The sequence below is a fragment of the Variovorax sp. CF079 genome (assembly GCF_900101545.1).
In the GTDB taxonomy this organism is placed as follows: Bacteria; Pseudomonadota; Gammaproteobacteria; order Burkholderiales; family Burkholderiaceae_C; genus Variovorax.
The window spans coordinates 135,091-155,658 of the sequence record NZ_FMZU01000006.1; the positions used below are offsets into that span (position 1 = coordinate 135,091).

Sequence of the window (20,568 nt, forward strand, 5' to 3'; positions counted from 1 at the left end):
CAGCGGCAGGATGGATGCACGGGCGCAGGATAGGGCAGGCCCCAGCCTTTGAACAATCGCTGTTTTTTCCAGTTATCTTTGCAATTTACGCAAACCGGACCCGCCGTGCCCATGCTGTCCCATCGCCTGCAGGAAACCTCGCTGCGCTACTTTCTCGAAGTGGTGCGCTGCGGCTCCCTCACCGAGGCCGCGGTTCGCCTGAACGTGACCGCCTCGGCCATCAGCCGCCAGGTCGCGATACTGGAAGACCTGCTGGGCGTGCCGCTGTTCGACCGCCGGCCGCGCGGCATGGTGCCCAGCGCCGCGGGCGAGTTGCTGGCCGCGCATGCCCGGCGCGGAGCGCTGGAAGCCGATCGCGTGGTTTCGGACATCCAGGGCCTGCAGGGGCTGCGCCGCGGGCGGGTGCGCATCGCCAGTTCCGCGGGCTTTGCGATCGAGTTCCTGCCGCGCGCCATCGCGGAGTTCCGCGAGCGTTACCCGGGCATCCAGTTTCATCTCAGAGTGGCCAGCCCGATGGACGTCACCACCGCCGTGCTGCACGGTGATGCAGACATCGGCCTGACCTACAGCCGCACGGCCGAGCAAGGCATCCGGATCGAACACCGGCAGCCGGCCTCCGTGCTGGCCATCATGCGGCCCGACCATGCGCTGGCCCGCCTTCGCAGCGTGACGCTGGCCCAGATGCGCGCTTTCGCGATCGCGCTGCCCGAGGGCGACAACACCGTGCGCCAGCTCTTCGATATCGGCTGCAGCGAGCGCCGCATGGTGTTCGAGCCGGTGCTGGTCAGCAACCATTTCGAGACGCTCACCAACTTCGTGCTGTACGGCGGCGGCCTGTCCATCTCCGGCGAGATCACGGTGCGCGATCGGGTGCGGCGCGGCGAGTTGCACGCCGCCGAGATCCGCGAGCGCGGCATGCGCGGCCGCGCGATCGAGCTGCAAACCCTCACCGGCCGCACGCTGCCGGAGGTGGTTCGAACCTTCCTGGGTTTTCTGCGCGAACAGCTGCCGGCGCCGGCTTGAGCGCTCCGAACCGGCCCCCGGTGCTGCTAGACGATCGCGAAGTGCTCGGTGCCCGCGGACAAGTCGGTGCTGCGCGCGCGCTGGCTGTTGAGCTTGATCTGCAGGCGCAGGTCGTTGGCCGAGTCGGCGTTGCGGATCGCTTCTTCGAAGGAGATCGCATTGCCTTCGAACAGATCGAACAGCGCCTGGTCGAAGGTCTGCATGCCGAGGTTGCGGCTCTTCTTCATGATCTCCTTGATCTCGCCCACTTCGCCCTTGAAGATCATGTCGGCAATTAGCGGCGTGTTGAGCAGGATCTCGACCGCGGCGATGCGGCCATGGCCGTCTTCGGTCGGGACCAGGCGCTGCGAGATCAGCGAGCGCAGGTTCAGCGAAAGGTCCATCAGGAGCTGGGCGCGGCGCTCCTCGGGGAAGAAGTTGATGATCCGGTCCAGCGCCTGGTTGGCGCTGTTGGCGTGCAGCGTGGCCATGCACAGGTGGCCGGTCTCGGCGAAGGCCACCGCGTGCTCCATGGTCTCGCGGTCGCGGATCTCGCCCATCAGGATCACGTCGGGCGCCTGGCGCAGCGTGTTCTTGAGCGCGGCTTCCCAGCTGTCGGTGTCGATGCCGACTTCGCGCTGCGTCACCACGCAGTTCTTGTGCGGGTGCACGAACTCGACCGGATCTTCCACCGTCACGATGTGGCCGTAGGAGTTCTCGTTGCGCCAGTCGATCATCGCGGCCAGCGTGGTCGACTTGCCCGAGCCGGTAGCGCCCACCAGGATGGTGAGGCCGCGCTTGGTCATCGCCACGTCCTTGAGCACCTGCGGCATGCCGAGCGCATCGATGGTCGGCAGCTTGGCCGGAATGGTCCGCAGCACCATGCCCACCTTGCCCTGCTGCACGAAGGCATTGACGCGGAAGCGGCCGATGCCGGTAGGCGAGATCGCGAAGTTGCACTCCTTGGTGCGCTCGAACTCGGCCGTCTGGCGGTCGTTCATGATCGAGCGCGTGAGCGCCAGCGTGTGCTGCGCGCCGAGGGCCTGCTGCGAGACCTTGGTGACCTTGCCGTCGACCTTGATCGCGGGCGGAAACTCGGCCGTGATGAAAAGGTCGCTGCCGTTGCGGCTCACCATGAGCTTGAGGAGTTCGTTGATGAACTGGCTGGCCTGATCGCGTTCCATGTCGGTACTCCGGTGCGGGCGGGGCTGTTCTTCAGCCCGGGAAATTCTCGGGAATCTTGGCCTTGCCGCGCGCTTCGGCCGCGGAAATGACGCTGCGACGCACCAGGTCGGTCAGGTTCTGGTCGAGGGTCTGCATGCCCTGGCCGCTGCTGGTCTGGATCGTCGAGTACATCTGCGCGACCTTGCCTTCGCGAATCAGGTTCCGGATCGCGGAGGTGCCGAGCATGATCTCGTGCGCCGCCACCCGGCCCTGGCCGTCCTTGGTCTTGCACAGTGTCTGCGAAATCACGGCCTGAAGCGACTCCGACAGCATGGCGCGGATCATTTCTTTCTCCTCGCCGGGGAACACGTCGATGATCCGGTCGATGGTCTTGGCGGCCGAGGAGGTGTGGAGCGTGCCGAACACCAGGTGGCCGGTTTCGGCCGCGGTCATCGCGAGGCGAATGGTTTCGAGGTCGCGCATTTCGCCGACCAGGATGGCGTCCGGGTCTTCGCGCAGCGCCGAGCGCAGCGCGTTGGCGAAGGAGAGCGTCATCGGCCCGACTTCGCGCTGGTTGATCAGGCACTTCTTCGACTCGTGCACGAACTCGATCGGGTCTTCCACCGTCAGGATGTGGCCGTACTCGGTTTCGTTCAGGTAGTTGACCATCGCCGCCAGCGTGGTCGACTTGCCCGAGCCGGTGGGCCCGGTCACCAGCACCAGGCCGCGCGGCTTGAGCGCGAGGTCGCCGAAAATCTTCGGCGCGTTGAGCTGCTCCAGCGTGAGGATCTTCGAAGGAATGGTCCGGAACACCGCCGCCGCGCCGCGCGCCTGGTTGAAGGCGTTCACGCGGAAGCGCGCCAGGCCGTCGATCTCGAACGAGAAGTCAACCTCGAGGAATTCTTCGTAGTGCTTGCGGTGCGTGTCGCTCATGATGTCGTACACCATGGCGTGCACCGCCTTGTGATCGAGCGCGTCGACGTTGATGCGCCGCACGTCGCCATGGACCCGGATCATGGGCGGCAGGCCGGACGACAAATGCAGGTCCGATGCCTTGTTCTTGACGCTGAAGGCCAACAGTTGGGTGATGTCCACGAAGCTCCTCGGTGACGTTTTGATACGCTTTTGACGATTATGACGATGATTGGTGACAAGCTCCAGCAAGTTCGGGCCCGGATCGTGACGGCATGCACGGCGGCCGGCCGCAATCCGGCGAGCGTGCGCTTGCTTGCGGTGTCCAAGACCTTCCCCGCCGAGGCCGTGCGCGAGGCCCGCGCCGCCGGACAGATTGCCTTCGGCGAGAACTACGTGCAAGAGGGGGTGGCCAAGATCCAGGCACTGGCCGATCTGCGCAGCGAGCTCGAATGGCACTGCATCGGCCCTCTGCAGAGCAACAAGACGCGGCCCGTGGCCGAGCATTTCGACTGGGTGCACAGCGTCGATCGCCTCAAGATCGCCGAGCGCCTGGCCGAGCAGCGGCCGGCGCATCTGCCGCCGCTCCAGGTGTGCCTGCAGGTCAACGTGGACGGCGGCGCCAACAAGTCCGGCGTGCCGGCGGAGGAGGCCCTGCAATTGGCGCGGGCTGTGGCGGCCTTGCCACGCTTGCGGCTGCGCGGGCTGATGGCGATCCCGGAGCCGGCGCCGGATTTCGAGGCGCAGCGCGCGGTGTTCCTGCATGCGGCGGTGCTTTTCGAGACATTGCGCACGGCGGGCCTCGAGCTCGACACGCTTTCGCTGGGCATGTCGGCCGACCTCGAAGCCGCGGTGGCGGCCGGCAGCACGATGGTGCGGGTGGGCACGGCGATCTTCGGGGGGCGGGTGTCTACTTGACGAGGGCGTTCCCCACCACAAAGATAAATGCCGTCACAGGGAAACAAAAGACGAAGAACAAGAGGCCGGCGCCCATCGACCGCAGCCGCGAGAGTCGATTCAGCTCTCGATAGGCGCCCCATCCGGCAAAGATCCACGCGAGCATGGCGCCGAATACGGCGAATTGCACCAGCAGCGACGCCCGGTAGGCGGAGCTTGCGAGCAATCGCTCCTTGTTCTCGATGAGGAAAGCCGCAAGATTGCCAGCGTATGCGGCGTCGTGCAGTTCCTTGAACAGAGCGGGATCGAAGGCCCTGATCGTCCCGGCAAAGCCCAGATAAAGACCTGTCGCGAGGAGCAGGAGAACGCCGGCGTAGTAGAAGTGGATAGTCAGGAATTTCTGAAGTCCTGCCCTGCCTCCGGCGATGCGCCACGCCAGGTACAGCGCAGTTCCATACGCCAAGACGTTCATCAGGGCAAACACGCTGTCGGTGCCGAGCTCGAGCAAGGGGTCGCCCCGACTCAAGGGGATCTTCAGGATCCAGCCGATCGCAAAGGAAATCGCCAGGAAGATCAGTGCTTTCTGCGTCGCCGATTCGTCGCTGGAAAGACGTTCGGCGATGAAGCGTTTCGGCCCGGTCAACAGAGGAAAAAGAGCCTCGAAGTAGGTCGGGATCAGACCGACGAGCCTTTCAAAGATCTCTTTCATGCTTTGCGCTCTTGGTTGCTCCTGGCCCAAGACAGCGGCGCAATGGCGCTTGCGCCGCCGGGGATTGTGCGCGCGCACTGGCCGCAAGTCACATCGAGAGTGGAATCCGCGCGCTGCTTTTCACCTCTTCCATCACTGCATAGGTCCGCGTCTCGCGCACGCCCGGCAGCTGCCACAGCACCGTGCCCGCGAACTCGCGGTAGGCCGCCATGTCGGCCATGCGCGTCTTGAGCAGGTAGTCGAAGCCGCCCGCGACCATGTGGCATTCCATGATCTCGTCGCGCACCTGCACCGCGGCCTTGAACTGATCGAACACGTTGGGGGTGGTGCGGTCGAGCAGCACCTCGACGAAGACGGTGAAGCCGCGGCCGAGCTTGTGCGGATCGAGCCGGGCCTCGTAGCCCTGGATGAAGCCCTCGCGCGTGAGCCGCTGCACGCGCGCGAGCACGGCGGTGGGCGATAGCGAGACGGTCTCGGCCAGCTTGAGGTTGGAAATGCGTCCATCCTCCTGAAGAATCTTCAGGAGTTTCATATCGATCCGATCCAGACTGGCTGCTTCAGTGCTCATGACTGGAGAATTATCCAGCGAAAGGCCGATATTTGGTGAATAACTCGGCGGCGAAAGGCGGACCATCGCTGCATCGATACCGGAGCTTTTCCCATGCGCCTGCCTACCCCCTATCGGCCGGAAGCCGACATCGTTTCGCACCGCCTCGCAGCCCTGAAGGGTGCGCTCAACTGGACCGCGGCGGCCGGTGCCGCCGCGCCCTGGGTGCGTGCCGTGCGCGACCGGCCGCCGCCCTTCTGGGCCATGGAAAGCCTGCTGCGCGAGTACCCGATCTCGAGCGCTGAGGGCCTGGCGCTGATGCGCCTGGCCGAAGCGCTGCTGCGCGTGCCCGATGCCGAGACCGCCATCGCGCTCACCGCAGACCAGTTGGGCCGCGCCGATTTCGAGGGTGCCGCCGACTCGACCTTGTCGCGCCTGTCCTCCTCCGCGATCGCGCTGTCGAAGAGGTTCCTGCCCGACCCCGGGCACCCCGGATCGGAGCCCGGCCTGATGGCCCGCCTCGGCGCGCGCACCGTGGTCGCCGCCACGCTGCGCGCCGTGCAACTGCTGGGCCGCCAGTTCGTGCTGGGCCAGACCATCGAAGAGGCGATGGCCGAGGCCCGATCGGCGCACAGAAAGCAGGAGGCCCTGCGCTTCAGCTACGACATGCTGGGCGAGGGCGCGCGCACCGATGTCGATGCGCTTCGCTACCTCGACAGCTACGTCAACGCGATCCGGTCCATCGCGGCCGGCGCCGACAGCGGGGGCACGCCCGAGCACAACGACGGCATCTCGATCAAGCTCAGCGCGCTGCATCCGCGCTATGAAGATGCGCAGCGCGAACGCGTGATGCGCGAACTGGTGCCGCGCGCGTGGCAGCTGTGCGAACTCGCGGCCGATGCGAATCTCAACCTCACCGTCGACGCCGAGGAGGTCGACCGGCTCGAGCTCTCGCTCGAGGTGTTCGAAGTGCTGGCCGCCAAGGTGGCGGCCGAGCGCCCGCAATGGCGCGGCTTCGGCCTTGCGATGCAGGCCTACCAGACGCGCGCGCTGGAACTGGTCGAGCACATCACCGCGATCGCCCGCAAGTATCGGCTGCGCCTGATGTGCCGCCTGGTCAAGGGCGCCTACTGGGATGCCGAGATCAAGCGCGCCCAGGAGCTGGGCCTGCCGCACTACCCGGTGTTCACGCACAAGCACCACAGTGACATCAGCTACCTGGCCTGCGCGCGCGCGCTGCTGGCCGCGCCCGATGCGGTCTACCCGCAGTTCGCGACGCACAACGCGGGGACCATTGCGGCCATTCTCCAGATGGCCGGAGACACCCCTTTCGAACTGCAACGCTTGCACGGCATGGGCGAGGGCGTCTATCGCGAGGTGATGAAGAGCACCACCGCGCCGGTGCGCATCTATGCGCCGGTAGGCCAGCACAAGGACCTGCTGGCCTACCTGGTGCGCCGGCTGCTGGAGAACGGCGCCAACTCCTCCTTCGTCAACCAGCTGGGCGACGAGGCGATCGCGATCGACGAGCTGCTGGTCTCGCCGCTGTGGCTGGAGCGCGATGCCTCGCTGCCGCTGCCGAGCACGCTCTACGGTCCGCCGCCGGCACGCCGCAACAGCAACGGCGTGGATCTGGCGGTCGAATCGATGCGTGCGCCGCTTCTTGCCGCCTACGATGAATGCACCGTGCCGGCCGTGGCCGAGTTCGACGCGCAGCGAGCCGCCGATGCAGTGGCCGTTTCGGCGGCCAGCTATCGCACGTGGAGCAAGACCCCGGTCGCGCAACGCGCCGCGGTGCTGCGCCGCGCGGCCGATGCGCTCGATGCCGAGCTGCCGCGCTTCTGCGCCTTGCTGGTCAAGGAAGCCTTCAAGACCTGGGGCGATGCGGTCGCCGAGGTGCGCGAGGCGGTCGACTTTCTGCGCTACTACGCCGACGAGGCCGAGCGCGTCATGCGGCCGGTCGTGCTGCCCGGCCCCACCGGCGAGAGCAACGAACTGCGGCTGACGGGGCGCGGGCCCTGGGTCTGCATCAGCCCCTGGAATTTCCCGCTCGCGATCTTCCTGGGCCAGGTGGCGGCCGCGCTCGCGACCGGCAACACGGTGCTGGCCAAGCCGGCCGAGCAGACGCCGGCCGTCGCCCTCGAAGCCGTCCGGCTGCTGCATGCGGCGGGCGTGCCGGCCGATGCGGCGCAACTGCTGCACGGCCCCGGCGAGACCGTCGGCGCCGCGCTGGTGGCGGCGCCCGGTGTGGCCGGCGTGGTGTTCACCGGCTCGACCCAGGTGGCGAAGATCATCCACCGCGCGCTGGCCGCCAAAGACGGCCCGATCGTGCCGCTGATCGCCGAGACCGGCGGCATCAACGCGATGGTCGTCGACTCCAGCGCGCTGCCCGAGCAGGTGGTCGATGCGGTGGTGCAGAGCGCCTTCCGATCGGCCGGCCAGCGCTGCTCGGCGCTGCGCCTGCTGCTCTTGCACGAGAGCATCGCCGACGGCGTGATCGAGATGATCCGCGGCGCGGCGCAGGAGCTTGCGGCGGGCGACCCGTCCGAGCTCGCGACCGACGTCGGCCCGGTGATCGACCGCGAAGCCTTCGAGGGCATCCAGCGCCACCTGCAGCGCCTGAACGCGGAAGCCCGCGTGCTGGTCGCGCCGGTGTCCTCCGCACCGGCGGTGGCCAACCTGATCGCGCCGCATGCCTACCTGCTGCCCTCCATCGAGCGCGTGAAGACCGAGATCTTCGGCCCGGTACTGCACATCGTGCGCTGGTCGGGCGAGCCGCAGGCCGTGATCGACCAGATCAACGCGCTCGGCTTCGGCCTCACGCTCGGCATCCAGACGCGCATCGACAGCCGTGCCCAGGCCATGGCTGCGCGCGCCCACGTGGGCAACATCTACGTCAACCGCAACATCATCGGCGCGGTGGTCGGCGTGCAGCCCTTCGGCGGCGAGGGCCTGAGCGGCACCGGCCCGAAGGCGGGCGGGCCGTACTACTTGCTGCGCTTCTGCGCGGAGCAGACGCTCACCATCAACACCACCGCGGCCGGCGGCAATGCCGCGCTGCTTGCCGCAAGCGCATAAGGGGCAACGCAACGCGCATAGGCCATGGCGCAGCGGGCGCCGCGCAGCTATCGTCCGCCGCATCCCAACAGCAACCAGGAGTGCCATGAGCGCCGATCTGTCCTACGTTCAACCGACCGCCAACAGCCCGTGGGGCACCTATCTCTCGCAGGTCGACCGCGTCGTTCCCTACCTGGGCGGCCTGGCCCGCTGGGTCGAGACGCTCAAGCGCCCCAAGCGCGCGCTGATCGTCGACGTGCCAATCGAGATGGACGACGGCACCATCGCCCACTTCGAGGGCTACCGCGTGCAGCACAACATGTCGCGCGGCCCGGGCAAGGGCGGCGTGCGCTTCCACCCCGACGTGACGCTCGAAGAAGTGATGGCCCTGTCGGCCTGGATGACGGTGAAGACCGCCGCGGTGAACCTGCCCTACGGCGGCGCCAAGGGCGGCATCCGCGTCGATCCGAAGAAGCTTACGCTGCAGGAACTCGAGAAGGTCACGCGTCGCTACACCAGCGAGATCGGCATCATCATCGGCCCGCAGCAAGACATCCCGGCGCCCGACGTCAACACCAACGCCCAGATCATGGCGTGGATGATGGACACCTACTCGATGAACGTCGGCGGCACCGCCACCGGCGTGGTCACCGGCAAGCCGCTGCACCTGGGCGGCTCGCTGGGCCGCGTCAAGGCCACCGGCCGCGGCGTCTTCGTCACCGGCCGCGAGGCGGCGCGGCGCCTCGGGTTGGAGCTGCGCGGCGCGCGCATCGCGGTGCAGGGCTTCGGCAACGTGGGCTCGGTCGCGGCCGAGCTGTTCGCCGAGGCCGGCGCCAAGATCGTCGCGGTGCAGGACCACACCGGCACCATCGTCAACAGCAAGGGCCTCGATCTGAAAGAACTGGTGCCGCTCTCGCGCACCGAGGGCGTGGTGGGCTTCAAGGGCGGCGACGTCATCAACAACGAGGCCTTCTGGGAAATCCCCTGCGACATCCTGATCCCGGCCGCGCTGGAAGGCCAGCTGACCGCCGAGCGCGCGCAGAAAACGACTGCCAAACTGGTGCTCGAAGGCGCCAACGGCCCAACCGTGCCGACGGCCGACGACATCCTGGCCGAGCGCGGCGTGCTCGTGGTGCCCGACGTGATCTGCAATGCAGGCGGCGTGACGGTGAGCTACTTCGAGTGGGTGCAGGACTTCTCATCCTTCTTCTGGGACGAGGACGAGATCAACGTGCGGCTCGACCGCATCATGATGAACGCGCTCAACCACATCTGGGACACGGCCGACAAGCACAGGATCACGCTGCGCACGGCGACCTTCGCGGTGGCCTGCGAGCGCATCCTGATGGCACGGCAGGAACGCGGCCTCTATCCATGACGCCTGACTACAGCGCGCACATCGATGCCCTGTTGGCCGATGGCCGGCGCAAGCTGCTCGGCCTGGTCGGGGCGCCCGGCTCGGGCAAGTCGACGCTCGCGCTGGCGCTCCGGCAGGCCCTGCCCGGGCGCGTGCAGGTGGTGCCGATGGACGGCTTCCACCTTGCCAACGCGGAGCTGCAGCGGCTGGGCCGAGCCGATCGCAAGGGTGCGCCCGACACCTTCGACGGCGCGGGCTATGTCGCGCTGCTGCGGCGCCTGCGCGAGCAGCGCGAGGACGAGATCGTCTACGCGCCCGAATTCCGCCGCGAGATCGAGGAACCGATCGCAGCTGCGATCGCGGTGTTGCCGCAGACGCAGCTGCTCATCACCGAAGGCAACTACCTGCTGCTGCAGGAAGGCCCGTGGGCCGAGGTTGCGCCCTTGCTCGACGAGGTCTGGTACGTGGAAGTCGACGACGGCCTGCGCATGGAGCGCCTGGTGCAGCGCCACCAGCAGTTCGGCCGCAGCCGCGAAGCCGCGCTGGCCTGGGTGGCAGACACGGACGAGCCCAACGCGCGCCGCATCGCCGCCACGCGCGGCCGGGCGCACCGCGTGATTCATCGCGACGCCTGAGGCGGGAACGCGGCGCGGATCAGGACGTCCAAAAGAAGCCGGTTACGCCGGTGGCATGCCGCTAGCATCTGCGGCTCGCCCATTCCGATGCTTCGATGCCTGTCATGCGCCTTTCGTCTTCATGCACCGCCACCGCGCTGCTGCTTTCGCTCCTCCTGGCGGGCTGCATCTCGCCTGCCAAGCGCGTCTCCTACGACCCCGAGGAGTTCGATTCGACCACCACGCACACGCGCGTCTTCCGCGCCACGCAGGCGCAGACCTGCGAGGCCGCGCGGCGCGCGCTCTTGAGCCAAGGTTATCTGGTGACGGCGGCGAATGCCGACCTGGTGGCCGGCCGCAAGAGCTTCCAGCCGACCGGCGAGGTGCATGTGGAGGTCGAATTGCGCGTGGTCTGCGCGCGCGAGGGCAGCGCCAACAGCACGGTCGCCTTCGCCAGCGCGCTGCAGGACCGCTACAGCCTGAAGAAGGTCAACAACTCGGCGAGCGTGGGCGTGGGCGCGCTGGGTTCCCTGTCGCTGCCGTTCTCGTCCAGCGACGATGCGCTGGTCAAGGTGGCCAGCGAGACGCTGACCGACGAACGCTTCTACGACCGCTTCTTTGCCTTGATCGACCGCTTTCTGGTGCCCGAATCGGTCGAGGTCACGCCGGTCGCGCCGCCCGAGCCGCCGAAGCCGAGCACCGACGCGCCGCTGCGGCCGGTGCCCCTGTCGCTTTCCCGAGGTTGAGAACTCAAAGCGCGACCGAGCGCGCCGCGTAGGCCGGCAGACCAGTCAATCCGCAGAGGCGCTGCAGCACGCCGTAGCCCTGCGCCAGCGCCGCGGAATAGGTGGCGAAGGCGCGGTCGGCGCGGTGCAGCGGCTCGAAATGGCCGTCGTGGCGCACGTCCTCGTGAATCACCCAGTAGTAGGAACCGTCAAAGGGTTGTTCCACCAGCAAGCCAATCTTTCGCACGTCCATCTCGGTACTCCGTTTTCAAAATGAGTACTAAAGAATGTAAGACTATGTGTCTATTTGGCGGAGGTGAAAAAGTCACGCTCCGGTGGCTTTTGCGCTCCCTCAGCGCACCAGTGTCGACTTGCCGAACAGGCTCTCGATCAGTTCCACCGCCACTTCCGCCGTGCGGTTGCGCACGTCCAGCGCCGGATTGAGTTCGACCACGTCGAGCGAACCCAGCCGGCCGGTGTCGGCGATCATCTCCATGCACAGCTGCATCTCGCGCCAGGTCGGCCCACCGCGCACGCCGGTGCCGACGCCCGGCGCGTAGTCGGGGTCCAGGCAGTCGAGGTCGAAGCTCACGTGCAGGTGCGTGTCTTCGTCGATGTCCTGCAGCGCCTCGGTCATGGTCGTGCGCATGCCGTGCTCGTCGATGTGGCGCATGTCGAACACGTGCAGCCCGAGCGCGCGGATCGCGGCCTTCTCGTCGGCGTCGACGCTGCGGATGCCGAGGAAGCGGATCGCGTCGTGCTCGAGCGCTGCGGCCTCGCCGCTCCAGCCGGTCAGCGCCGCCGGCCCGTGGCCGAGCAGGCAGGAGACCGGCATGCCGTGGATGTTGCCGCTCGGGCTGGTGCGCTCGGTGTTGACGTCGGAGTGCGCGTCGAGCCACAGCACGCGCAGCTTCTTGCGGCGCTGGCGCGCATGCCAGGCGATGGCGCTGATCGAGCCGATCGCGAGGCAGTGGTCGCCGCCCATCAGCAGCGGCAGGTGGCCGGCACGCAGCGCCTCGTCGACGGCGTCGTAGACCGATCGATTCCAGGTCACCACCTCGTCGAGATGGCGCAGCCCGTTCGCCGGCTCGGTCCAGGGCGTGGCCGGCCCGGCCAGGTTGCCGCGGTCGACGATCGCGAAGCCGAGTCGCGCGAGGGTGCCGGCGATGTCGGCGACCCGCAGCGCATCGGGCCCCATGCCGGCGCCGCGCACGCTGGCGCCGATGTCGGTGGGCGCGCCGATCAGCTGGATGGTGGGAGTGTTCATTGGAAAAAACCTCCGATGGATATCAGGCGTAGGCCGGAGCCAGTCCGCGGCGCAGTCGGCTGCTCGCGCTGTCGACGATGAAAACCAGCACGAACATGGCGCCGATCACAGTCGACGCCTGTGCCTGCTGGAACAGCGAAAGATGAAAGTACAGCATCTGCCCGAGCCCGCCGGCGCCGACGAAGCCGAGCACCGCCGCCATGCGGATGTTCATCTCCCAACGGTACAGCGTATAGGCCAGCCATTGGGGCCAGACCAGCGGCAGGCTGCCGTAGGCGAAGGCCGCGACCGCGCCGCCGCCGGCATCGAGCAGCGCGCGCTCCGGCGCTTCGGGCACGTTCTCCAGCGTTTCGCTGAAGAGCCGGCCGAACACGCCGGTGGTATGCAAAGCGAGCGCCAGCACGCCCGCGAAGGGGCCGAGCCCGGCCGCCAGCACCATCAGCGCGGCCCACACCAGCTCGGGCACGCTGCGCAGGAAGTTCAGCACGAAGCGCGAGGCCTGGCGCAGCGCCAGCCCGTAGCGCCCCGAGGCGGGCAGCGCCAATGCGGCGCCGGCCAGCATCGCGAGCAGCGTTCCGAGCGCCGACATCGCGAGCGTCTGCAGCGCGCCCCAGGCCGTTTTGGCCAGGAAGGCGGGCGAGAGGTCGGGCGGGAAGAACTCGGCGATGAACTTCGCCATCGCCGCGATCGACTCGCGCGCAAACAGGGCGCGGAAGTCGATGCCGAGGTAGATGAAGCTTGCGACCACCGCGATCGCCACCGCGGAAGTCGCCGCGATGCAGCCGAGGCAGGGCCCGGCGGCCCGCGCGCGCTCCGAGGCTGACGGCTGCATAGGCTTCACGCCAGCCACTTTCGCAGCGCTGCGCTGAGTGCATCTGCCATCAGCACCAGCAGCAGGAACACGATCAGGATGCTGCTGGCCTCGCCGCCGTTGAGCATCTTCATCGACTGGTCCATCAGCTGGCCGAGCCCGCCCGCGCCGACGAAGCCCATCACGACCGAGGCGCGAACCGCGCATTCCCAGCGGTAGATGGTGTAGGAGACCAGCTCCTGCGCGGCGCCCGGCAACAGGGCGTAGAACAGCGCGGCGACGCGCCCGCTGCCGCCCTCCAGCAGCGCCCGCGCGGGCCGCGTGTCGCCCGACTCGAGGATCTCCGCGTAGACCTTGCCAAGCATGCCGCCGTAGGTGATCGCCAGCGCGAGCACGCCGGCCGCCGGGCCGAGGCCGAGGGCGCGCACCAGCACCAGCGCCCAAACCACTTCGGGGATGGCGCGCAGCAGGGTGAGCACGCCGCGCGCTGTCGTGCGCACCGCCTGGCCGTGCCAGCGCCCCGGCCCGGGGCCGATGCGCGAGATCGACAGCGCCTGCGTCACCGCGAAGGCCAGCGGCACGGCAAGCACGAAGGCGAGCGCGACGCCGGCCGTGGCCATGGCGAGGGTTTCCAGCGTCGCGCGCGCCAGCAGGCCGAGGAAGTCGGCCGACAGCGCCGGTGGCAGGAAGCCGGCCAGGAAGCCGCCCATCACGCGCAGGCTGGCGGGGGCCAGCAACGCCTGCGGCTTGAACTCTGCGATCACCAGCATCGGCCACAACACCAGCAACCCGAGCAGCAGCGCGCCGAGGCGCCGGCGTGCGAGCGGATCGCGCATTGCGGGCGGGCTCGCGGCACTCATCGGCAGGCGGCCGGAAGCACGGGCTCGCGGCTGCCGCGTTCGATGTCGTTGAAGCCGCCCTGTGCCTGGGTCGGCAGCACGCCGCCTTCGGTGGCGTAGAGCTCCTGCAGCATTGCGCGGCTGACCGCCGCGGCCGGTGCGTCGAACACCACCACGCCGGCGCGCAGGCCGACGATGCGATCGAACCATTTCAAGGCCAGGTCCACCGCATGCAGCGAGGCCACCAGCGTCGCGCCGGTGGCTTCGCTCTGCGCGATCAGTTCGCCGACCGCCATGTCGGCCAGCGCGGGGTCGAGCGCGGAGACCGGCTCGTCGGCGAGCATCAGTTCGGGCGCCTGGTAGAGCACGCGCGCCATGCCGACGCGCTGCAGCTGGCCGCCCGAAAGCCGGTCGCAGCGATCGAACAGCCGGTCGGCCAGGTCCAGCCGCGCGAGCGCGGCCTGCGCGCCGGCGATGTCGCTCGGCACCAGCAGCGAGACCAGCGCGCGAGCGCTCGACCAGGCGCCGAGCCGGCCCGCGAGCACTGCCGTGATGACGCGCAGGCGCGGCGGGATCGGCGGCGCCTGGTGGACGAGGCCGATGCGTGCGCGCAGCGCCTTCAGCGGCCGTGCCCCGAGCTGCCATGGCCGCGCGCCCAGGAGCTCGACACGGCCCTCGCTCGCGCGCAGCGCGGTCGCCGCGATGCGCAGCAGGCTGGTCTTGCCCGCGCCCGATGGACCGATGACGGCCATGCGTGCGCCGCGTTCGACGGCCAGCGTCACGCCTTGCAGCGCGCGCTGGCCGTTGGGATGCACGAGGCCGACATCCTCGAGCGCCAGCGCGGCTTCGGCGTTCACCGGCTGCCCCAAGCCCTTACTTGATGAGGCCGGCGGACTTGGCAGCGGCTTCGATGCCGTCGTAGTTCGAGGCCTTGGTCGGGATGAACTTCGAGGCGCGCTGCAGCGCCAGGATCTCCTTGTGCTGCGGATTCGCCGCGTCGAGCTTGAGGAAGGCATCGGCGAGCTTCTTCGTCGTCGCGGCATCGAGGCCGGGCCGCACGGTCCAGTTGTAGTCGTAGTAGGGCGCCGTGGTCGCCAGCACGCGCACCTTGGCGGCGTTGGGGTTGGCCGATTCGATCAGCTTGTCCATCACCGAGGCGTTCAGCACGCCGGCTTCGGCCCGGCCTGCGGCCACGAAGGCCACGGTGGCATCGTGCGCGCCCGAGAACGCGACGGTCTTGAAGTCCTTGTCGGGATTGATGCCGGCCTGCAGCAGGAAGTAGCGCGGCATCAGGTGGCCCGAGGTCGAGGAGGGCGAACCGAAGGCGAAGGTGGCGCCCTTGAGATCGGCCAGCGTCTTGGCCTTGCTGTCGGTCGGCACGATGAACTTGCTGGTGAACTTCTCGTCCTCGGCGCGCTGCACGATCGGCACGGCCGCGCCGTTGGTGCGCAGCTTGGCCTGCACGAAGGTGAAGCCGCCGAGCCAGGCCAGGTCGATCTTGTTCGTCGCCAGGCCCTCGACCACCGCGGCGTAGTCGGTGACGGGCGTGAACTGCACGTCGAGGCCGGTCTCCTTCTTCAGGTAGTCGCCGAGCGGCTTGAACTTGCGCTGCAGCTCGGTGGGCGCCTCGTCGGGAATGGCCGACACGCGCAGTACGCCGCTCTGCGCATGGACTGGCGTGCCGGCGGCGAATGCGAGCAGGGAGAAGAGGGCGAGCTGGAGGAGTTGTCGTTTCATGGCGCGCTGCCGGTTGGAGGGAGGGCTGCAGTTTAAGGAACGGCGGTCCGGAAGCCCGCGAAGACGTCGTTGCGATCGGGCTGGAAGAAGTTGCGGTAGCGGAGGTCGTGCAGCCGCGCATGGGTGGCGAAGGCCCCGCCGCGCAACTCGCGATGGTCGCCGAACCAGGGGTCGGAATAGTCGCGATAGGGCCCGGCAGCGAAACCCGCGTAGGGTTCGAAAGTGCTGGCCGTCCATTCCCATACGCTGTGTCCCCAGGCGAAGTCGGGCTGCGAGGCGGCCGCATGTTCCCATTCGGCGGCCGTGGGCAGGCGGCGTCCGGCCCAGCGCGCATAGGCTTCGGCCTCCCAGGCGTTGAGGTGGATCACGGGCTGGTCGGGGTCTAGCGGCAGCCAGCGGTCGAACCATCGCGTCTGCCATTGCGGCTGCCGGCGCCAGCGCGCGGGATGGCTGCGCGACTGCGCCGCGCGCCAACGGCCTGCATCGCCGGGCCAGAAGGCCGGATCGTCGTAGCCGCCGGCCTCGACGAAGCGCAGGTACTGGCCGGCCATGACCGGCGTGGCATCGATCTCGAAGGCGGCCAGGGGAACAGGATGCTCCGGCAGCTCGTTGTCGAAGGCGAAACCGCCGCGGGTTGCCGGCCAGCCGATGCGAACCTGCGCAGCGGGCACCGTGATCGCGGGCGCTGCGGCGAGACGCGGCAGGGCCAGGCCTGCGGGTGCGCCGTAGCCCAGCGTCGCGCGCAGCCAGGCGAAGGCCTCGCCGTGCATGTCTTCGTGGAACAGCGTCAGGCGGTGGAAGTACAGGGCTTCGTCGCTGTCGTCCTGCTGCGCGAGCGCGGCGAGGCAGGCGTCGAGTTGCGCGCCGAGCCGCGCGCCGAGTTCGTCGCGAGAGGGCAGCGGCGCAGCCCAGCGCGCGATGTGGGAAAGGCGCGCCGAGTCGAACAGCGCATCGGGGCCCGCCAGGCGAGCGGGCTCGCTGGCCTGCACCCAGCCGTCGGTATCGACCGTGTGCGGGCCGCGCAGCACCCAGAATTCGGCGAACCATGCGAGGTGCGCCAGCTCCCATGCGACGAGGTTTACGCCGGGTTGCTGAGGCACGCGCCATTGCGCATCGCTCAGGTCGAAGGTCCAGGCGCGCGTGCGCGCGCGGCTCTCGCGCAGCGCGGCGGCGAGCGCTTCGCCGGCGAAGGTTCGCGCCTCAGCCATGGTCACGCAGGACGCGCCGCCCTGCCAGAATGGCCCGGTGCTCAAACCCCGGGTCCTGATCGTTACGCCGGCACTGGCGGACGCCAACAACGGCAACTGGCGTACCGCCTCGCGCTGGGCGCAGTTCCTGTCGGGGGTGGCCGAGGTCGAGATTGCACGCACGTGGGACGGCGGGCATTGCGACGCGATGATCGCGCTGCATGCGCGCCGTTCCGCCGATTCGATCGCACGCCTGCGGGCCGCGCGACCGGACTGCCCGATCGCGCTGGTCCTGACCGGCACCGATGTGTACCGCGACATCGACGAGAGCAAGGCAGCGCAGCATTCGCTCCAGTGTGCCAGCCAACTCGTGGTGTTGCAGCCCGATGCGCTCGATCGCCTTGGTGCCGGCGAACGCACCAAGGCCCGCGTGATCCTGCAATCGGCCAGCCGCATGCGCCGCCGCGACGGCGCCCGCAGCCTCGACCTGGTGGCGGTCGGCCATCTGCGCGACGAGAAAGACCCGCTCACCCTGATGGCTGCGGCGCGCCGACTGCCTCCGGAGACGCCGATCCGCATCGCGCACATCGGCGACGCGCTGGCGCCGGAGCTGGGCGAAGCGGCGCGCCGCACCATGGCCGAGTGCCCGCACTACCGGTGGCTCGGCGGGCTGCCGCGCGAAGCCGCGCGGCGCTGGATCGCGCGCGCCGGCGCACTGGTGCACATGAGCCGCATCGAGGGCGGCGCGCAGGTGGTGATCGAGGCCGTGCGTTCCGGCGTGCCGGTGCTGGCGAGCCGCATCGGCGGCAATCTGGGATTGCTGGGCGAAGACTACGAGGGCTGCTTCGCCGCCGGCGACGATGCGGCCCTCGCCGCGCTGATGCAGCGCTTCGTGTCGGAACCCGCGTTCGCGGCACGCCTGGCGGCACAATGCGCGCTGCGCGAACCCGATTTCACCCCACAGGCCGAACGCCAAAGCGTGCGGCGCCTGCTGCGCGATCTGCTGGCGCCACCATAATCTTTGCGACCCACGAAAGCCCTCCATGAACGATCGCATCCTCTCTCCAGGCATCCGGCTCACCAGCTTCTCCCACGGCGGCGGCTGCGGCTGCAAGATCGCGCCGGGCGTGTTGTCGGAAATCCTGCGCAACAGCGGCGGGGGCCTGATTCCGCCCGAGCTCATGGTCGGCATCGAGACCGCCGACGATGCGGCGGTCTACCGGCTCAACGACGAGCAGGCGCTGATCGCCACCACCGATTTCTTCATGCCGATCGTCGACGACCCCTTCGACTTCGGCCGCATCGCGGCGACCAATGCGATCAGCGACGTGTACGCGATGGGCGGCACGCCGATCATGGCGCTCGCGCTGGTCGCGATGCCGGTCAACCAGCTGCCGGTGGAGGTGATCGGCGAGATCGTGCGCGGCGGCCAGGCGGTCTGCCGCGAAGCCGGCATCCCGATCGCGGGCGGCCACACCATCGACTCGGTCGAGCCGATCTACGGCCTGGTGGTGATGGGCCTGGTGCACCCGGACAAGGTCCGGCGCAACGCCGATGCCAAGGCCGGCGACCTGCTCGTGCTCGGCAAGCCGCTGGGTGTGGGCGTGCTCTCGGCCGCGTTGAAGAAAGAGAAGCTCGATGCCGAGGGCTATGCGCAGCTGATCGCCAACACCACGCGGCTCAACAAGCCCGGCATCGCGCTGGCCGCGCTCGAAGGCGTGCATGCGCTGACCGACGTGACCGGCTTCGGTCTGGCGGGCCACACGCTCGAGATGGCGCGCGGCGCCGGGCTCCGGGCGGTGATCGACTGGCCGCAGGTGCCGCTCTTGCCGCGTGTCGCCGAAATGGCGGCGCAGGGCTTCGTGACCGGCGCCTCGGGGCGCAACTGGGCCGGCTATGGCGCCGAGGTGCAGCTCGATGCGGCGCTGCCGCCGGTGGCGCAGGACCTGCTGAGCGATCCGCAGACTTCGGGCGGCCTGCTCGTGAGCTGCGCGCCCGACACCGTCGATGAGGTGCTGGCCTTGTTCCATGCGCAGGGCTTCGAAGCCGCGCGCGTGATCGGCCGCATGGAAGCCGGGCCGGCCGGCCTGCGCGTCAGCGCGTAGCCGCGGCAGCGGTCGCCGTCCTCTTGCGCGCCGGCGTCTTGCGGACCGCGGCCTTGGCGGGCGCGGCTTTCTTGCGGGCAGGTACCTTGAGCGGCTTCGCAGCGTTGGCCGCCGTGGCGGCCGCCAGATGCGGGGTCGCCTCGGCGGCCTCGAGCGACCTGATGCGCGCCAGGATCGCGTGGTGCTCTTCCAGCAGGTAGTCCGCGATGTCCTCCACGTCCGGCACCGCGCGGCGGCAGGCGATCAGGCCGAAGTCCAGCATGCCGTTGTAGCTCTGCACCGTCATGTTGAGCGCCATGCCATGGCTCGGGATCGACACCGGGTAGTAGGTCAAGAGCTTGGCGCCCGCGAAGTAGAGCGCGGTCTGCGCGCCCGGCACGTTCGAGATCACCACGTTGGCCACCGGCGGAAGCCGGTCCGCCAGCCGGGAGCGGCCGTACATCGAGGCCAGGCCCGACATCAGCCAGGGCGCGCCAAAGGAAGGGAAGTCGGTCGGGATCGCGGCCTTGATGCTGCCCATCAGGTTCTTCGCGGCGGCCGAGGATTCGGAGATGACCTTGATGCGCTCGATCGGATCGGCGACGTCGGTCGCCAGCGTCATGACGGTCATCGAGACCTGGTTGTTCGACGAAGTGTCGCCCGGCGCGCGCAGCGTGACCGGGATGGCTGCGCTCATCGGCTTCTTCGGCAGCTTGCCGTGGTCCGACAGGTAGCGCCGCAGCGCGCCGGCGCAGATGGCCATCACCACGTCGTTGAGGCTGGCGCCGAGCTTCTTGCCGGCCTGCTTGACTTCGGTCAGCGGGATCGAGCGCACCGCATAGGAACGCTGGTTGGTGATTGCCACGTTGAGCGGCGTGCGCGGGCCGAGCACGTTGAGATTCTTCGGCAGCGCCCAGGCCTTGCTGCCCTCGCTGGTCGGCTGCGGGACGATGAGGCTGCGCACCGCGCGCGCCATGTCGGGCAGCGTCTTCACCAGCTTCACGTACTGCTGCAGCGTGTTGGTGAAGGCGGCGCCCGCCAGTTCGGCCACGCCGAGCTGGTAGTTCCTGCGCCGCGCGATCTGCCGCGGCGCTTTGATGGGGTCGGGATGGGGCGTCAGATCCATGATCGCCTGCGCGAAGGCGGCGCCGGCCTGGCCGTCGATGCCGGCATGGTGCACTTTCGAGTACATCGCCATGCCGCCGCCCTGCAGGCCGTCGATCACGAAGAACTCCCACAGCGGCCGGCTGCGGTCCATCAGCGTCGAATGCAGGCGGCCCACGTACTGCTCCAGCTGCCGCATCGTGCCGGGTCGCGGCAGCGTGACGCGCCGCACGTGGTAGTCGAGATCGACATCGTCGTCTTCGACCCAGACGGGGTTGGAGAGCTCGAAGGGCATCAGCGCGAGCTTGCGCGTGAAGATCTCCGAGAGGTGCATGCGGCTCGCGATGTGCGCTTTCACGTCCTCGTAGAAATCGCCTTTGTAGCCGGCGGGCAGCTCCAGCAGGTGCAGGCCGCCGACGTGCATGGGCGTCTCCGGCGTCTCGGTGTGGAGGAAGGTTGCATCGAGGCCGCTCAGGTGTTTCATTCGGGTGTCCTGTGTCTTGCGCGTCAAAATGATCGGCAATGTGGGAGGCGCCGGATAGCGGGTAAGCCCCG

At 68.7% G+C, this 20,568-nt stretch carries 20 protein-coding genes; 8 read left to right on the forward strand and 12 right to left on the reverse strand.

The features are described from left to right. Window positions 1-111: 111 nt before the first annotated feature. Complete coding sequence (locus BLS74_RS09835; RefSeq protein WP_093105077.1) at window positions 112-1,023, forward strand: LysR family transcriptional regulator; 912 nt, start codon at window positions 112-114, stop codon at window positions 1,021-1,023. 26 nt (window positions 1,024-1,049) lie between these two features. Here the strand turns inward: BLS74_RS09835 and BLS74_RS09840 are convergent, their stop codons facing one another. Continuing rightward, the gene (locus tag BLS74_RS09840; RefSeq protein WP_093105080.1) at window positions 1,050-2,186 is read right to left on the reverse strand and encodes a PilT/PilU family type 4a pilus ATPase; all 1,137 of its coding nucleotides are present in this window, start codon (window positions 2,184-2,186) and stop codon (window positions 1,050-1,052) included. Between the two features lie 31 nt (window positions 2,187-2,217). Then, on the reverse strand, window positions 2,218-3,261 hold the full coding sequence (locus BLS74_RS09845) for a type IV pilus twitching motility protein PilT (protein ID WP_093105083.1): 1,044 nt from the start codon (window positions 3,259-3,261) through the stop codon (window positions 2,218-2,220). 39 nt (window positions 3,262-3,300) lie between these two features. On the opposite strand from BLS74_RS09845, the gene BLS74_RS09850 reads away from it, so the two are divergent. Then, window positions 3,301-3,996 carry a YggS family pyridoxal phosphate-dependent enzyme gene (locus tag BLS74_RS09850; protein ID WP_093105086.1) on the forward strand — a complete coding sequence of 232 codons (696 nt, stop codon included), beginning with the start codon at window positions 3,301-3,303 and terminating at the stop codon, window positions 3,994-3,996. On the opposite strand, the gene BLS74_RS09855 is transcribed toward BLS74_RS09850, so the two are convergent. After that, window positions 3,989-4,684, reverse strand: coding sequence for a hypothetical protein (locus tag BLS74_RS09855; RefSeq protein ID WP_093105089.1), 696 nt, complete (start codon window positions 4,682-4,684; stop codon window positions 3,989-3,991). The two genes, BLS74_RS09850 and BLS74_RS09855, sit on opposite strands and share 8 nt — an antisense overlap. Window positions 4,685-4,772: 88 nt before the next feature. Beyond that, the gene (locus tag BLS74_RS09860; protein ID WP_093105092.1) at window positions 4,773-5,252 is read right to left on the reverse strand and encodes an Lrp/AsnC ligand binding domain-containing protein; all 480 of its coding nucleotides are present in this window, start codon (window positions 5,250-5,252) and stop codon (window positions 4,773-4,775) included. Between the two features lie 93 nt (window positions 5,253-5,345). Here BLS74_RS09860 and putA point away from each other — a divergent pair, with 93 nt between their 5' ends. The 4 genes from putA (at window position 5,346) to BLS74_RS09880 (ending at window position 11,005) form a co-directional block, all read left to right on the forward strand. Next, window positions 5,346-8,309, forward strand: a complete 2,964-nt coding sequence (gene putA, locus BLS74_RS09865; protein WP_093105095.1) for a bifunctional proline dehydrogenase/L-glutamate gamma-semialdehyde dehydrogenase PutA — start codon at window positions 5,346-5,348, stop codon at window positions 8,307-8,309. A gap of 85 nt (window positions 8,310-8,394) precedes the next feature. Further along, the gene (locus tag BLS74_RS09870; protein ID WP_093105098.1) at window positions 8,395-9,666 is read left to right on the forward strand and encodes a Glu/Leu/Phe/Val family dehydrogenase; all 1,272 of its coding nucleotides are present in this window, start codon (window positions 8,395-8,397) and stop codon (window positions 9,664-9,666) included. Then, window positions 9,663-10,280 (forward strand): nucleoside/nucleotide kinase family protein, encoded by a 618-nt coding sequence (locus BLS74_RS09875; RefSeq protein WP_093105101.1) that lies wholly within the window; start codon window positions 9,663-9,665, stop codon window positions 10,278-10,280. The genes BLS74_RS09870 and BLS74_RS09875 overlap by 4 nt, the downstream gene beginning before the upstream one ends. Window positions 10,281-10,375: 95 nt before the next feature. Further along, complete coding sequence (locus BLS74_RS09880; protein WP_093105104.1) at window positions 10,376-11,005, forward strand: DUF2242 domain-containing protein; 630 nt, start codon at window positions 10,376-10,378, stop codon at window positions 11,003-11,005. Between the two features lie 4 nt (window positions 11,006-11,009). On the opposite strand, the gene BLS74_RS09885 is transcribed toward BLS74_RS09880, so the two are convergent. The 7 genes from BLS74_RS09885 to senA all read right to left on the reverse strand — a co-directional run bounded on the left by BLS74_RS09885 (window position 11,010) and on the right by senA (window position 16,846). Next, on the reverse strand, window positions 11,010-11,237 hold the full coding sequence (locus tag BLS74_RS09885; protein ID WP_093105107.1) for a hypothetical protein: 228 nt from the start codon (window positions 11,235-11,237) through the stop codon (window positions 11,010-11,012). Between the two features lie 99 nt (window positions 11,238-11,336). Next, the gene (rocF, locus tag BLS74_RS09890; RefSeq protein ID WP_093105110.1) at window positions 11,337-12,251 is read right to left on the reverse strand and encodes an arginase; all 915 of its coding nucleotides are present in this window, start codon (window positions 12,249-12,251) and stop codon (window positions 11,337-11,339) included. A gap of 22 nt (window positions 12,252-12,273) precedes the next feature. Beyond that, complete coding sequence (gene phnE / locus BLS74_RS34355) at window positions 12,274-13,083, reverse strand: phosphonate ABC transporter, permease protein PhnE (RefSeq protein ID WP_170855570.1); 810 nt, start codon at window positions 13,081-13,083, stop codon at window positions 12,274-12,276. Window positions 13,084-13,088: 5 nt separating this feature from the next. Continuing rightward, window positions 13,089-13,898, reverse strand: coding sequence for a PhnE/PtxC family ABC transporter permease (locus BLS74_RS34360; RefSeq protein WP_244503818.1), 810 nt, complete (start codon window positions 13,896-13,898; stop codon window positions 13,089-13,091). A gap of 20 nt (window positions 13,899-13,918) precedes the next feature. Then, entirely contained in the window at window positions 13,919-14,758 is an 840-nt protein-coding gene (locus BLS74_RS09900) for a phosphonate ABC transporter ATP-binding protein (RefSeq protein WP_244503819.1), read from the reverse strand. A gap of 16 nt (window positions 14,759-14,774) precedes the next feature. Beyond that, on the reverse strand, window positions 14,775-15,638 hold the full coding sequence (locus tag BLS74_RS09905; protein WP_093105113.1) for a putative selenate ABC transporter substrate-binding protein: 864 nt from the start codon (window positions 15,636-15,638) through the stop codon (window positions 14,775-14,777). A gap of 32 nt (window positions 15,639-15,670) precedes the next feature. Continuing rightward, window positions 15,671-16,846 (reverse strand): selenoneine synthase SenA, encoded by a 1,176-nt coding sequence (senA, locus tag BLS74_RS09910; protein WP_093105116.1) that lies wholly within the window; start codon window positions 16,844-16,846, stop codon window positions 15,671-15,673. A 37-nt stretch (window positions 16,847-16,883) separates the two neighbouring features. On the opposite strand from senA, the gene senB reads away from it, so the two are divergent. Together senB and selD are read left to right on the forward strand one after the other, a co-directional pair. Next, complete coding sequence (gene senB, locus BLS74_RS09915; RefSeq protein ID WP_093105460.1) at window positions 16,884-17,843, forward strand: selenoneine biosynthesis selenosugar synthase SenB; 960 nt, start codon at window positions 16,884-16,886, stop codon at window positions 17,841-17,843. 25 nt (window positions 17,844-17,868) lie between these two features. After that, window positions 17,869-18,930, forward strand: coding sequence for a selenide, water dikinase SelD (selD, locus tag BLS74_RS09920; RefSeq protein WP_093105119.1), 1,062 nt, complete (start codon window positions 17,869-17,871; stop codon window positions 18,928-18,930). Here the strand turns inward: selD and BLS74_RS09925 are convergent. Next, window positions 18,920-20,497, reverse strand: coding sequence for a WS/DGAT/MGAT family O-acyltransferase (locus BLS74_RS09925; protein ID WP_093105122.1), 1,578 nt, complete (start codon window positions 20,495-20,497; stop codon window positions 18,920-18,922). The genes selD and BLS74_RS09925 overlap by 11 nt on opposite strands. Window positions 20,498-20,568 lie beyond the last annotated feature (71 nt).